Here is a 14589-nt window from a genome sequence, read left to right on the forward strand (position 1 = left end):
GAGGTCTCGTAGGCGTAGCCCAGATTGAACCCGCTGCTGATGTTGAACAGGAACAGTCCACTGATGCTCTCATCGTACCTGTAGCTGGCCCCTAACTCAAAGCGTTCCCCAAAATCCAGAATTCCCGTGAATTCCACGGATATGGGCGATGCATCCACGTAGCGCAACATCCCCATGGTCTTCAGGTCCAAGGTCCTGCCCAGCAAAAAGGTATACCCACCGCTCAGATAGGCGTGCATACGGTCCACCCCGAGGTAGGCATTGCCATCACGCTCCTGCAAACGGTCGGGAGTCAACAGCTTTGGTGCCGAAAGGGACGCGAAATACCTGTCGTGCTTCAAATAGACCCCGGCGCCCACATTGGGGGTGAAGCGGCTATCATAATCCACCAATGTCCCGTCCTGTCCCACACCGTAGGTCACAAGGCCCTGTGTGTTGGCGTCGTAGGAATTGGCGCTTCCCTTGATCCCGAAGTAGAGCATGTGCTCATCGTCCAATTGGATGTTGTAGGAGACGTCGATGGCCACCCATGTCTGTTGCTCGATAAAGGTCTTGTCGTTGAGTATGGAGGCCCCGAGCCCTATGTTCTTGCCCACGGGCATCCCGAAAATGGCACTTTGGCTTTCAGGAGCCCCTTCGATTCCCGCCCATTGGCTGCGAATCCCCAATGAGAATTCGGCAGCCTCGGAACTCCCCGCAAAGGCAGGGTTGTAAATGTTCATGTTGTAGCGGTAAAAGGTATAGTTCGGGTCCTGTTGTGCACTTGCCGATAGGGAAAGCACGAGGAGGAGGACCAGTAATTGAATGTTATTTAAAAGTTTCATCTGTTGTGTATGGTGTTTTTTGTTGTGTTGGTTTAATAGTTGATGAATATCCATCCTTGCAATGGTGCACTGCCATCGCCTAGGTTGATGACATACATGTACGATCCCGCAGGGAGTTTTTCGTTCCTGTTCTTGTAGAAACCTTCCCAGTTGTTGCGATAGGATCGGGTTCCAAAAACTTCGTGACCCCAGCGGTTGTATACCTTCACCACGTTGTTCGGGTAATTATCGATTCCTGGAATTATCCAAGCATCGTTGTTCCCGTCACCATTAGGCGTAAAGGCCTGTGCAGGAACCAAAGAAGGCTCTTCGCTTGTTGGGAATGCATCGTCCGCATCTGGAACACCATCATTGTCGTCATCCTCATCCATGCTATCGGGAATACCATCCCCATCGGTATCCAATGGAGTGTTGGATGCATCCGTTGGGTCGGTTCCTTCGGTCAATTCCACTTCGTCGGAATAACCATCGCCATCGTCATCGGTATCCGCATTGTCGCCAATTCCGTCCCCGTCCGTATCGATTGTCTCTGAAGCATCATTCGGGAAATCATCCTGATTATCCGGTATACCGTCATTGTCATCATCATTGTCAACGTTGTCGCCAAGACCGTCTCCGTCCGTATCGGTATCGGTAACGCCGTCATTATCGTCGTCCGTATCAGAATTGTCACCTACACCATCGCCATCAATATCGGAATCTTCGTTTGGATCGTATGGGAAGGCATCCTCATCATCTGGAGTTCCGTCATTATCGGCATCGTCATCGGCATTGTCCCCGGTTCCGTCACCATCGGTATCGGTATCCTCGGAATCATCCTTAGGGAAGGCATCCTCGGAATCAGCTGTGCCGTCGTTGTCGTCATCCTCATCGGCATTGTCCCCGGTTCCGTCACCATCGGTATCGGTATCCTCGGAATCATCCTTGGGGAATGCATCCTCGGAATCAGGTGTGCCATCGTTGTCGTCATCGGTATCCGTACTATTCCCAATACCATCATTGTCCGTATCCAAATCATAATAGGTACCGTTCACGAATCCCAACGGTATGGTATAGTTTCCAGCTTCATCCCTTGCCATACCATAAAGATCATTATAGAAGACGATTTCACCTGGCACCAATGGGGTAACCTGAATGTCATAAACCAATCCTGCGGTCACCTCTTGAAGTGGACCCAAGGTCGCCATTTGTTCCCCGCCTGACCCTGGTGCAATCAACACTGGGTTGGGGGCCAGATCAAGAACAGGTTCTGAAAACTGTAATCGAATTGTGAAAGGGCCAAAGTATAGGGATTCTGCAATCACCAAATTAGGAACTGGCTCCACAACATCCTTTGTTTTGCTATCCGTGGCCGGAACCCCTTCGTTGCCATTGGTATCGGTAAGCGTTACGGACAACGTGATGCTTCCATCACCAAGACCGCTAAGGTCAATACCTGTTATTTGATCGGTTGCCGTGGCAATGGTTCCTGAGCCGATAACGTTTATCCCGCCACCGTCACTAGTGAAGGTATAATCGTAGTCCGCACCTATTTCGGCACCGGCTAAAGTAAAACTGATCGTGGTTTGATTTGAACTACTTATGGGATCTTGATCAATGGTTGCCGTATAGCCTTCAGGTGCAGCATCATCGGTGACGTTAACGGTAAATTCCTTGGCAAAATCATCCGTACCGTCATTGGTATTGATTCTGATACTGTAGTTACCTACCGCTAATGAGCTATTGGTTCTTAATGTGTTTCCACTGATATTAAAACTAGAGTTATCCGTATCACCAGTTCCCGATACCAGCGTGTAGGTATGGAAATCGCCAGAATCAGCATCGGTAGTGGATAACGTACCTACCATGGAGTCTACACCTGTAGCACTCTGGCCGATGCTATTATTATCTAGCGTAATATCGGTTGGAGCAATGTTGATCGCTTGAACCGTAATTTGGAAATTATAAGGCACATTATCTATACCATCACTCAGTGTAAGTGCTACATCATGGACACCCGCATCTGCATTGGTTGGCGTACCGGTTAATTCAGCCTTGGTTGCTATCTGTGCAATAAGTGTGGTAGTCAACAAATACAACTCACCTGCATCAGATATCGCTAAGTCGTCTGCAAAACCGCCCGCAGAAACTGTAAAAAATGTATCAATATCACCGTTGGTATCGATTTTTCTTATCCGCTTGCTTAATCTCTCGGAAATGAAAATTTCATCGTGTTCGTTAATGACTAATCCTGATGGGTCGGCAAATGTCGCATTGGCTGCAAGTCCGCCATCGCCAGCTTCCGTTCCTGCCCCTTGCATACCTGCTATGGTTTCAATGGTGTCTGTCGCTAGATCAACTCGCCGAATGATGTCGTTAAACCGGTCAGTAAAAACCAAGCGCCCAGCACTGTCAAAAGCCATACCGTGCGGTTGATTAACTTGTGAGGTTGACGCTGTCCCCGTATCACTATAACCCGATGATCCTGTACCAACTACACGCGTCCAGTTCGTAACAGGGTTATTGTTGGCAAGGTCAATTTCATAAATGCCTCCTCGCGCGGACGCATACAGTTTTGTACCGTTTGAATTGACTAGCAGTCTTAATATAAACGCTTCCGGCAAATCGGACAGAAGGGTCCGAGTACCTAAATTATCAATTTTCACGATATCCGACTTGGCATAATCTCCGACATACACCGCATCATTGGCCACATCATAGGCAATCCCTACTGGATTTAGATTCGTATAGGTTCCATCCCCTTGATACCAGGTTTGCACATTTCGGTTCTCATCAACATAGCGAATCCCATACTCTTCGGTGTCGGTGAAAAACAATTTATTATCGCCATGAGCGGCAGTACCTGTTCGAATCACCGTATTGGAGGCACTGGTCCCATCCGGCGACTGATTCACCCCATCTCCTGTATTGGTTGGTGTTGCACCAGTACCTACAAAACTGGTTTGCAGTGTACCACTGGTAAAGGTCAACCAAGCAGGGACGGTATTAGCTGTCCAGGTGATTACATCATTATCGGCATCTGTTGCTTTAATATCATAGTAATAAAGTGATTGAGCTGTTGCTGATGTGATTGACGTGGATGTTACGGTCGGGGAATTATTGGGCGGGGCAGTAATCGTTATTTGATACTCAGCACCGTAACTGGTACCTACACCATTTGTGGCAAAAGTTCGTATATAATAGGTGCCTGCAGCCAACGCTGGGGTATCCACCGAAAAAGTCCCAGTACCGCTGCCTTGGCTCACCTTGTTGTCCGCAATGGAAGGCCCTGTGCTCGTTGCATATACTATACCCCTATCGATTACCGCGCTGCCATTTTCCGAGGTTACATTTCCATCGACTGTAATAACGCTACCTGAAAGTGAGGCATTGGTGGTTAGAATAACTGGATTGCCTTCGGTTATAACAGTTCCTCCTCCCTCAAGCTGGATTGCATAATTATCGAAATGAGATACTCGTTGACCAGAAAAACTAAAGTAACTATAGATTGCTGGTGCCGAGGTTATACTTGAATTGGTAATCCCATTTACTTCAAAAATGGCATCAGCTTCAGCCGGTCTAATAAATGAACCATCTGCGTTGGCAGACCATATTTCCACTCTTAAATCGTATTGAGAGCTTGATGTTCTTTCAATGGAGAAAACGACCCTGTACCAATCATCAGGGGAACCACTGTTCAATAGATCTCCAATACTACTTGACTTGACAGCGGTAATTCCACCAGAGCTTCCTCCACCCCAACTTCCACTATAATTGGTGGTACCATTATGGAAGATAAAACCACCCCCATGGACCGAAATACCGAGGGCATTGTCTGGCCTATAAGCGGTAGAAACACTTCCTGGTGCAGGGGAGGCCGGTGCAAAGCCCAATCCACTATAACCGCTATTGTAAACACTTTTAACAAAACTCTCGAAAGTATAGATACTTCCTTCCGGACCAAGGCTATAGCCATCTTTTGTTGCGAAAATGGCATTGGTCGAAACACTGCCAACCGTTATGGAACCAGTATTGCCAGTTCCACCGGTAGTTGACTCTGTAACATTGGCGACATTTGGTCCCGAAGCGTTGAATACAGCACTGAGCTGACCTGGGGTGTTAAAATCATAGACGGCATCTGTTTGTGCAAACGATTGAAGACTAAATCCTGTTAAAAGAACAGTAATAAGAATCAAGGAGATTCTGTTTTTAAAATCTGTCCGAAAATTTAGCTCCAAGGTCCAAGAAAAATTGTTGGTACATATTTTGGAAATACATTCCATAAAAGAGTTAATGGTGGCAAAAAGGGAAGGTGAGGTTGATTTTTTAGTTTGCATGTTGTATATCAATTTATTGCGGTTCAAACATACACACGAAAGCAATGTATTTTCTTACATATGTTGTATATCAAATAAAACCTGTTGTAAAACTTTTCTAACTTGATATTACAAATGATGCCCAGAAGAAATATTTGTTTTTACACTAGAAATATGATTTCAAATAGTGCTTAATTCATATGGCTAATCAATTATGACAATCCATTATTAGCAATGATGAGTGGAACACCAGGGTAAGCCAAAAGACGTTTAAATGAGGAGGTACTTAGGAGCTATAACCACCTCCTTGCTTGCTCTAAACTTATTTACAATTTCGGTCATTCGCCATCTACACTTTTTTAGGGTGTTGTCTGTCCGCATGTTGAAGTTTTTAAATTAAACAATGGTTAGTGATCGGACCGGCCTTGATCCTCAATTGTGCATACCTAAAACTACAACAATCCGTGTGCGGGTGTGCACACCTTATTGCACACTTAAAATTTGGATTTTTATGGTATCAGATGAATTCGTTAAAAATAAAAAGCACTGATAATCACACAATTAACAGTGCTTTGTTTCTACCTATTTGGTGGTTCGTCGGGATGACTGAATCATCGACAAAATCTTATATTTCTGAAAATCATTGTTTTAACGCTGTAATCTTGAGGATATTCCCGTTAAGAACACGGAAAACAAAAAACAACTTTTGAACACAAATCCTATGTGTTAATACCTCTAAATTTAGTAATAAAATTTGTTCTAAACCAATTTCAAATAAGTTATTCCTTATTTATAACTTTAGTAAAAGTCAATAGGAAAGTTAATCTTCAGAAGTTAGAATAGTTATCAATTTATTGACCCAGCAACTAAACCTGGGACACTTTTGCAAGATAACTTCAATGGTTATCTCATCGAGTAACAGACTGCCATGAAGCACTTTATCGTAACCTCTAATATTCTTAATCAGTCTTTTAGAAGGAGCCGTATTAGGATCATCATTAATATCCTCAGGGTTAGGATACTCTTCGAAAATGGAATTGAGTTCATCAAAATCCGCCTCCGAATTTTCAAATAAACTCTCAAAACCTTCCATTGAACTAAAGACTAATGCCTCAAACTCATGTAGTTGTATATAGGGAATTAGATTTTCAAATTTCCTTCCTTGGGATAATTCTACCTCATTTTGAATTGCGGACTCGAGAAAGTCAAGACGATCTGATTTTTGGGCAATAGCCAATGAGTCCGAAAAATCTGGAAAATCATGTGGTAGTGCATAAAAATCGATGAGTGTAGTAACCACCGCCCCGTTTTCATATACTACATTAAGTATATCTTTTTTAAGATGTTCATATTTGGAAAGCCCGCCTTTAGAATGCTTAATTTTAAAACAACTTACACTAAGTATTCCTTTAGAATAAAGATATGGAGCAAGAATAGTGTTAACGAAGGCGAGTTCCGTATCTCCTTCCACAATTATTATCAACCGCTTCATATTGGCTGACCATTAATTACACTTTTACTCCAAAGTTCTCCAAGAGAATAATCATCAAGCCAATCTTTAAGTCGATTATGTTCTAATCGTGAGAAGCTGGATTGATTATCTACTTTATCAACAGTTATTACTTGGTCTATCTCAAAATTATTTAGAAGATTAACTGATTGCGTAGAAATAATAATTTGACAATCCTTTTGTGATGCTGATTTTATTAAAGCAGCCAATTTGTTAATTGCTACTGGATGTAAACCTAATTCCGGCTCATCAATAATAATCACTTTAGGTAACTTCGGTTGCATGAGCAAAGTTGTCAATGCAATAAATCTTAAACTTCCATCCGATAAATGGGAAGCATCAAAATAAGTGTCAATGTGATCTTTTTCGTTCCACACAAGTTTAATTCTAGATTCATCTAACCTATCTGGTTCAAGATTAAACTTCTCAAAGAAAGGTGCAATAGATTGAATCGTCTTCTCTATTCTTCTAAAGTTTTTTGGAAATTTCTCCATTATATAATAAAGGTAAGCCGCTAGATTATCCCCATCTTCTCGAAGCATCCTATTATCATCAATATTCGCCGGTGTCCTCAATGGGGCTGCTGAACTAGTATCATGAAAATGATAGATTTTATAGGATTCTAAGTGCTCCCGTAAATATCTGTCCCTTATTGAGCTTGAAGTTTTTATACCGCTCTCCTGTACGTTATTGTTCCAAAATGACTTGTTGTATGGAGCAGGATGATATATACTATGTTCTTCATTGATAAATAATCCACCATCATCATTAGGCTCCAACTTGAAAGAGTATGCGTTGTTTCCAAAATTTAAAAAACCTTCAATAAAATCTGTTTCCTTCCGACCAAAATAAAGCAAGTTATCGGATCCGCTTTTCATCGAAAATTGTTTCAATCTTTGTTCATAAATATTGTTAACCAATTTGAAGAAGGAAACAAAATTGGACTTTCCAACCCCATTGGAACCAATCAATATATTTACAGACTTCAATTCAATGTCTAGGTGTCTTATTGATTTGTAACCTTTAATTACTATTCGATCTAACATAACCACAAATTAAAGAATAATGTTAAGGAATCATATTTTTGAAAATTAAAGAAAAACTACCCCAAAAAATTCCGTTTATAACTAATTAACAACCTTGGTCAATTCTATATGGGGAATTAAGTAAGACATTAAATTAACCCTTCTTCTTGCATGATAATTACTTAACAATCCTTGTATTGAACCTTTAAGGGTACTATATTCATTATCTGCCTTCCCATCAACCTTTATAGAAAAGCTTTCATCATTTACATTTCCTTCATAAAGAACAACTGACTTATCTATTTCAGTAAGGTATTTCCAATAAAAAAATACCATTTCGGCTTGGAACCAGACAAAATATCCGTGTTTTTGTTCATCATGAATGGGGTGAAATAACTCAATTGTTTTATCCAGTATATCTTGTAAAGATAATCTTCGACTAACAAGTTTTTCATAATACCCATCCTCATTTCTTATTTTTAGAAGAATGAGGTAAATTATACACATTGGATTAGCATACTGATTAAATTTTAGTGACTTGACTACAACTGAAAATAAACCTAATATTTTTTCTAGTTGTCTTAATGTTGGAGAACAAGAAACCTGAATTAAATCTAAAATAAAAATTAAGGCTTCCATATCATTTTGAAACTCTCTAAGCTCTTGCCTTTCTTTACTAGAGTAATAATCATACAGTCCAAAATGAGTGGTCAAAAACAAGGTGTAATCCTTAACATCGGGTTTAGGTAATGAAAATTCGAGATCTATAAATCTTCTTAGGTACTCATTTGAATCTATATGCTCACTTCCATAAACACCTCTTATTGCATGCCCTAATTGAATTTTATCAATTGACAGAACAAATACAACACCTTCAACACTAAAGAGATGTTTCATTTTCTCCAATACCTCCACGGCATAATTTGGTCGACATCTATCAAGCTCATCAATAATAAAAACAATTGGATTATCATTGTCAACACTTTTCACATACTCCGTCAACACTTCTTTAAATTCTTTTATAGTAGCCCTTTTATTCTCAAAATCATCCAACTCTTTTTGCAAACTTGCTACCGAATATTCTCCCAAACCTTCTGCAATTACTTCTACTGCTTTTTCACCCGTAATCTTGCCCATTGCATGTTTGAACAATTCTACACCCGTACTTTTAAGTATCGGTAGTATCTTTTCCAAAACTTTTGCAAAAAGAATACCCGAATCACCTTTGATTTTTTTGAGTTCCGAAAGAATTGCAATAATTACATCATCTTGGAAATCATTCTCCCAAGCATTAAAATAAATTGTTTCATAAGTCTTTTGTTTCAAATATCCCATCCACATTTTTACAAAAGTGGTTTTTCCTGTACCCCACTCATTGTTAATTGCCAGCACAAAACCCTTTTTATAATTGTTTAAAATACTCGTAAGAACATTGGCATATTGTTCACGGTGTAGCAAATCGTTTTCAAAAGGATTAGCTTTTAGATCTTCAGACACCAATACATCTTTGTTTCTTAATTCCATGTAACATGTTTTATTCAACCATTTGATTTAAATGGTCTATTCGGTTTATTCTTTAGATTATTGATAGCCTGTTTTTTATAAAGGTTTTCTACAAAACTAACATAATTATCAAGCTGCCTTTTTAAATAGATCGATTAATCTTTTTGTTGATTGACAGGTGTCTTCTTCAATAATAGCTACCCATATTAAAGCATTTTAAACATCAATATAAAATATTGTAAGAGCACCTGTCAATTTGACATCTTAAACAATTCATTATGAGTTTAACCAACTGATTATCAATTTGGCAGAGTTATTGACAGCTAAAACCTAAAAAACTTAAGATTATGGCAACAGACAAACATGAGCACCTAGAAACAGTTTTAGAAACACATCGAATGACACACGTTCAGAATTTAGTTGATAAATTCAAAGAGAAAAGAAATGAAGTTAAACAAGCATTAGCTAATCATTACGGTTCTGATATATACTATCCATTTGATTCAGGTTCTTTCAAGAAGCATACGGCGATAAATACAAAATTCGACTTAGATGTGGTTGTACCTTTTAAAAAAGATTCATTCGATACTCTAGATAAAATGTTTGATAGCCTTAATGATTTTCTTGATGATGAATATGGAGAAATTGCCACCATAAGAAAGCAAAAAGTATCAATCGGGATAATTTTTGATGAGGATGATGATGGAGATGTAATAAACTTAGATATTGTTCCCGGTAGAGAACTCAACAAGGACCAGTACTCTGCTGATAATAAATTAAATCTTTTCGTTTACAGCAAATATGGCCTTTTCTCTAGTAGTACCTACATCCAAACTAACATACAAGCACAGATTGACCATATAAAAGCAAAAGAAAATGAAAGAAAGATTATCCGTTTGTTGAAAATATGGAACAATAACGATGGTAAAGAATATAAATCCTTTTTATTGGAACTTTTTACTATAAAAGCTTTTGACAAGGAAGATATTTCAGGTAACATCTGGGAAAAATTGGAGAAAGTAATGGAGTATATTAAGGATAACGCTACAAAAGACGGTTTCAAATTAATTGACCCCGGAAATAGCAACAATGATTTGATGGATACCTTAGAAAGTTGGGGGAAAACCAATTTATCCAATAGGATGGAAACAATCATTGAAAGAATTAATAGTAACAGTGATAATATCAAAAGTTATTTCCCAACAAATAAAGATTTTGAAGATGATGACAAATCATCAAGCAGCGTCGGTTACGGAATAAAAACTGGGGGGACAGCCTATTCGACACCTCCAAAGAATGAACGATTCGGATAAATGGAGTTTTTGGATGATGTTACGAAACTCATTAGCGATATTCCATTTGTTGAAAAAGTCTATGATTTTGTAGAGGAAGATTTACTAATAAAAGGAAAGGTTACAATATCGTTCAAAGAACTATCAACCCCTTTAGAATTTGTAGTAGAAGTATACAAGTGCTACCCTCTAAAAAATTATGATTCAGATTCCATAAAGTTTAAAAATTTGAATCTTTTAGAATATAGGCACGTAATGGGAGATGGTGCTATATGCATCCACACATCGCATCACACCAATTTAAAATCAAAGCTAAATTATGACTTCCATTCTTTGAAGAATTGGATAGTTAAGTATTTTATCAATAAAGACCAAGACGACCACTACGAACATATCATAGTTGATGAAAAATTAATAAACAATCAGTATCGCTCATTTCTTTTTACAGATATTGAATATAGTTTTGAAAAAGGAGAATTTGGAGATGTAACAATTACCGCGCTCCAAAATGGAGGGTTTAGAGGTGATTCAATTTCAAATCATATAGTTCAAAGCTTTATTAGAAGAAGTGGAGAACAATTAGATTGCCAATGGAGCAATCTTTATAAGAATATGGGCATTTCATATACTGGCGCATATTTATTTATAGAAAGGCCCCCTGCTAACTTTGGTAAGTTCATTTTTACTAAATGGTCAGATTTACTAGACCATCTTCCAAAAGCATTTTTAAACTTTTTACTCGAATTTCAAAAAAAGTTCATCAAAGAAAGAGGGAAATTGTTCCCTGTTTTTTTTGGGTACAAAATTGATGAAGTCAATATACATTGGCAAGTTGCTTTATTGGAAATAGGTGGTTTTCCGATTATAGGGTATCAATTACCAAACAAAGAATGGATAACAACTCCAAGAAACGAATTAGATATAAATTGGGGTATTACTAGAAATTCTTCATACAAGTATTTTTTCGGTAGGGGTTCTTTTTCACAAAACTTCATAGAAAAGAAAATACTGATTATCGGAGTTGGGGCAATTGGAAGCATGGTTGCTAAAACACTAACAAGATGCGGTTGTAAATTCATTGATATTGCAGACTATGACATCAAGGAACCAGAAAACGTATGTCGATCAGAATATCAGTTCAATACTGGATTGATGGATAAAACGGAAGAACTTAAAATTATTCTTGGTACGATTTCTCCATTTGTTGAAACGAGCATTATTGAGAAAGATTATTTTCAAGGCATCATAAAGTTATACCACAAAGAAAAAGGAGCAAAAAGCAATTTCGAAAATAGCCTCAATCAATACGACTTAGTTTTTGATTGCACAACTGACAATGACCTTATGTACATTCTTGACTCGCTCAAAATAAAATGTGATTTGACAAACCTTTCAATTACAAACTTTGCAAAAGAATTGGTTTGCGCATTTTACCCTAACATCTACACCTTTGCAATGAATCAGTTTATGAATGTTTTAGAAAATGACACCACTGATTTATATAAACCAACTGGTTGTTGGAGTCCAACTTTCAAAGCATCCTATAATGACATATCATTATTAGTTCAAATGGCAATAAAACATATTCATAATTTGTACGAAACTGGTTCAAGAAAAAACAACTTTATTATTGAAAGCGATTCATCAACTTTAAAAATAGTAGAGTATTGAAACTACATAACAAGCATAGAAATGTTGAACTAATCATAAATCAAGAACTACTAGAAAAAATTAGTCAATTAGGGATAGACCATTATCCGAATGAATTTGGTGGCTTTTTGATAGGAAAGTACTCAGATGATTACAACACATTATTTATAACCGATTATATTCTCCCCAAAAGTTATAAAGGAAGTAGGTCTTTATTTGAAAGAAGCGCCAAAGGAACAAAGTCCTTATTTTCCAAGCTATTTAAGATAAAAAAAGAAATTTATGTTGGTGAATGGCACACTCATCCTAATGGAAGCACTAGATATAGTGATATAGATTTAAGGGCAATGATTAACATTGAATCGTCCCCAAGTGTTAATATTAAAAACCCTGTTTTACTCATTTTGAGTGTTTCAGAAAAAAAGCTTAACCAGGCAACTTTTTATATTTACGAAAACAAAAAATTAATTCCTTATGAGTGATAAAATTTTACTTAAAGAACTTTTTTCCGGTTTACAAAATCAAATGATTGCGCAATTAAGCACAAACCGAAGTAACATAAAACACTCTACTTCAAAAGGCGATGCACTTGAAAATGCTTGGATTGAGTGGTTAAAGAAATATTTACCAAATAGATATAGCGTTGATAAAGGCATTGTAATAGATTCAACTGGAAATACAAGTGACCAAATTGATATCATTATTTATGATAATTGGTTCACCCCTTTTATATTTTCTCAAAACGGATTTCATTATATCCCTGCTGAAGGAGTTTACGCAGTTTTTGAATGCAAACCCGATATTTCCGGAAATTCTGATGGTATTACCAATATTGAATATGCAGCGAAAAAAATTGAAAGTGTTAGGAGATTAAAAAGAACTACTACTCACATAATAAGTGTAGGAGAACGAGTTGACCCTCGCGGATTAACTAAAATAGTAGGTGGCATCTTAACTTCAACAAAGTCTGGAGATAGAAGCAACAACAAGACTTTAGAAAAACATTTAGCAGCCCAAACGAATCTAAAAAGTATAGATTGCGGGTGCATTGCTGATTACGGTGCTTTCTTTATAGATTATGACAATAAAGAAGACAATGACATTAAAGACTTTGATAAACGATATTTTGAATATTATAAAAAAAGAGTTTTCAATAGGACTATCTCATAAAGTGTGTAAATAGAAAATTAGCGGGGGCATGCCCCCGCTAATTTTTTGTCTAATTTTAAATATTTTCACATTATGAAGAAAGAAGAATTGTTCAACGACGATTTCCTGAAGCAGTTCAAATCGGGAGACGAGCTCAACGGTTTTCTCAAGGAACTCCAGAAGCGCGGCATCGAGAAGATGCTGGAAGGGGAACTGGACGGCCATCTGGATTACGAAAGGCACCAGAGGTCCAAGGACGGCAACTCCCGTAACGGGCACTCCAAAAAGAAGGTGCGCACCTCCTTCGGGGAGTCCGAGATATCCGTCCCCAGGGACAGGGATGCCAGTTTCAACCCCATGGTCGTCCCCAAGCGGGGCAACATGGTGGACGGCATCGAAAATGTCATCGTATCGCTCTACGCCAAGGGGATGAGCAACAGCGATATCGGGGAACAGATACGCGAGGTCTATAATTTTGACATCTCCACTTCCACCATATCAAGGATAACCGAAAAGGTGGCGGAGGACATCGTCGCCTGGCAGAACCGACCCTTGGAACCGGTCTATCTTATCGTATGGATGGACGGTATCGTCTTCAAGGTCAGGGAATCCTCCAAAGTAATCAACAAGACCGTGTACGTGGCCGTGGGCCTGCGCAGGGACGGGAAAAAGGAAGTGCTCGGCCTTTGGCTGGGCAAGAACGAATCGGCGGCCTTCTGGATGTCGGTGCTCACCGATATCAAGGCCCGCGGCACCGAGGACATCCTGATCACCGCCACCGACAACCTGAACGGGTTCACCGATACCATCAGGAACGTCTTCCCCGAGTCCAGAACCCAGATATGCGTGGTGCACCAGATACGCAATGCCTGCCGCTACGTGGTATGGAAGGACAAAAAAGCGTTCACCGCCGATATGAAGGGCATCTACAACGCACCCAACGAGAAGGCCGCAAAGGCCGCCCTGGAGGACTTTGCCAAGAAGTGGGAAACCAAGTACTCCTATGCCATAAGGAGCTGGAGGGACAACTGGGACGAACTCACCGTGTTCTTCGAGTTCCCCCTCGAGATACGAAAGATCATCTATACCACCAACCTTATAGAGAACCTGAACGGGAAGATCAGGAAGTACACCAAGAACAAGCTTTCCTTCCCCACCGACGATGCGGTGATGAAATCCGTATATTTGGCAACAAGGGAGGCCACCAAGAAATGGTCCATGCCCATCAGGAACTGGGGCATCATTTTAAACCAGTTCCTTACGATCTATGAAAAAAGGGTCAGGCTCTAGAAAAGCCCAACCCCCGTTATTTTTAACTTACACACTTATTGGGATAGTGTC

Annotated in this window: 10 protein-coding genes; 5 read left to right on the forward strand and 5 right to left on the reverse strand. The window is 39.2% G+C overall.

Annotated features, from left to right (window positions below; translation table 11 throughout):
- The 5 genes from EO132_RS00040 to EO132_RS00060 all read right to left on the reverse strand — a co-directional run.
- A partial coding sequence (locus tag EO132_RS00040; RefSeq protein ID WP_164732243.1) for a PorP/SprF family type IX secretion system membrane protein occupies positions 1–824 on the reverse strand: 824 nt, incomplete at its 3' end.
- Positions 825–856: 32 nt separating this feature from the next.
- Positions 857–5140 carry a T9SS type B sorting domain-containing protein gene (locus EO132_RS00045; protein WP_127136003.1) on the reverse strand — a complete coding sequence of 1428 codons (4284 nt, stop codon included), beginning with the start codon at positions 5138–5140 and terminating at the stop codon, positions 857–859.
- 799 nt (positions 5141–5939) lie between these two features.
- Positions 5940–6611 (reverse strand): DUF4276 family protein, encoded by a 672-nt coding sequence (locus EO132_RS00050; RefSeq protein WP_127136004.1) that lies wholly within the window; start codon positions 6609–6611, stop codon positions 5940–5942.
- A complete protein-coding gene (locus EO132_RS00055) occupies positions 6608–7675 on the reverse strand; it encodes an AAA family ATPase (protein ID WP_127136005.1) in 1068 nt (355 codons plus the stop codon). Before EO132_RS00055 ends, EO132_RS00050 begins: the two co-directional genes overlap by 4 nt.
- 81 nt (positions 7676–7756) lie before the next feature.
- The gene (locus EO132_RS00060) at positions 7757–9178 is read right to left on the reverse strand and encodes a KAP family P-loop NTPase fold protein (RefSeq protein ID WP_127136006.1); all 1422 of its coding nucleotides are present in this window, start codon (positions 9176–9178) and stop codon (positions 7757–7759) included.
- A 326-nt stretch (positions 9179–9504) separates the two neighbouring features.
- Here EO132_RS00060 and EO132_RS00065 point away from each other — a divergent pair, with 326 nt between their 5' ends.
- From EO132_RS00065 to EO132_RS00085, 5 genes are all read left to right on the forward strand, one after another.
- Positions 9505–10470, forward strand: a complete 966-nt coding sequence (locus tag EO132_RS00065) for a nucleotidyltransferase family protein (RefSeq protein WP_127136007.1) — start codon at positions 9505–9507, stop codon at positions 10468–10470.
- Complete coding sequence (locus EO132_RS00070; RefSeq protein WP_127136008.1) at positions 10471–12120, forward strand: ThiF family adenylyltransferase; 1650 nt, start codon at positions 10471–10473, stop codon at positions 12118–12120.
- Positions 12117–12581, forward strand: coding sequence for a M67 family metallopeptidase (locus EO132_RS00075; RefSeq protein ID WP_164732244.1), 465 nt, complete (start codon positions 12117–12119; stop codon positions 12579–12581). The genes EO132_RS00070 and EO132_RS00075 overlap by 4 nt, the downstream gene beginning before the upstream one ends.
- Positions 12574–13269 carry a DUF6602 domain-containing protein gene (locus tag EO132_RS00080; RefSeq protein ID WP_127136010.1) on the forward strand — a complete coding sequence of 232 codons (696 nt, stop codon included), beginning with the start codon at positions 12574–12576 and terminating at the stop codon, positions 13267–13269. The genes EO132_RS00075 and EO132_RS00080 overlap by 8 nt, the downstream gene beginning before the upstream one ends.
- Before the next feature lie 72 nt (positions 13270–13341).
- On the forward strand, positions 13342–14538 hold the full coding sequence (locus EO132_RS00085) for an IS256 family transposase (protein WP_062787294.1): 1197 nt from the start codon (positions 13342–13344) through the stop codon (positions 14536–14538).
- Positions 14539–14589: the final 51 nt, after the last annotated feature.

This window comes from Flagellimonas oceanensis (genome assembly GCF_003992595.1).
Taxonomy (GTDB): domain Bacteria; phylum Bacteroidota; class Bacteroidia; order Flavobacteriales; family Flavobacteriaceae; genus Flagellimonas; species Flagellimonas oceanensis.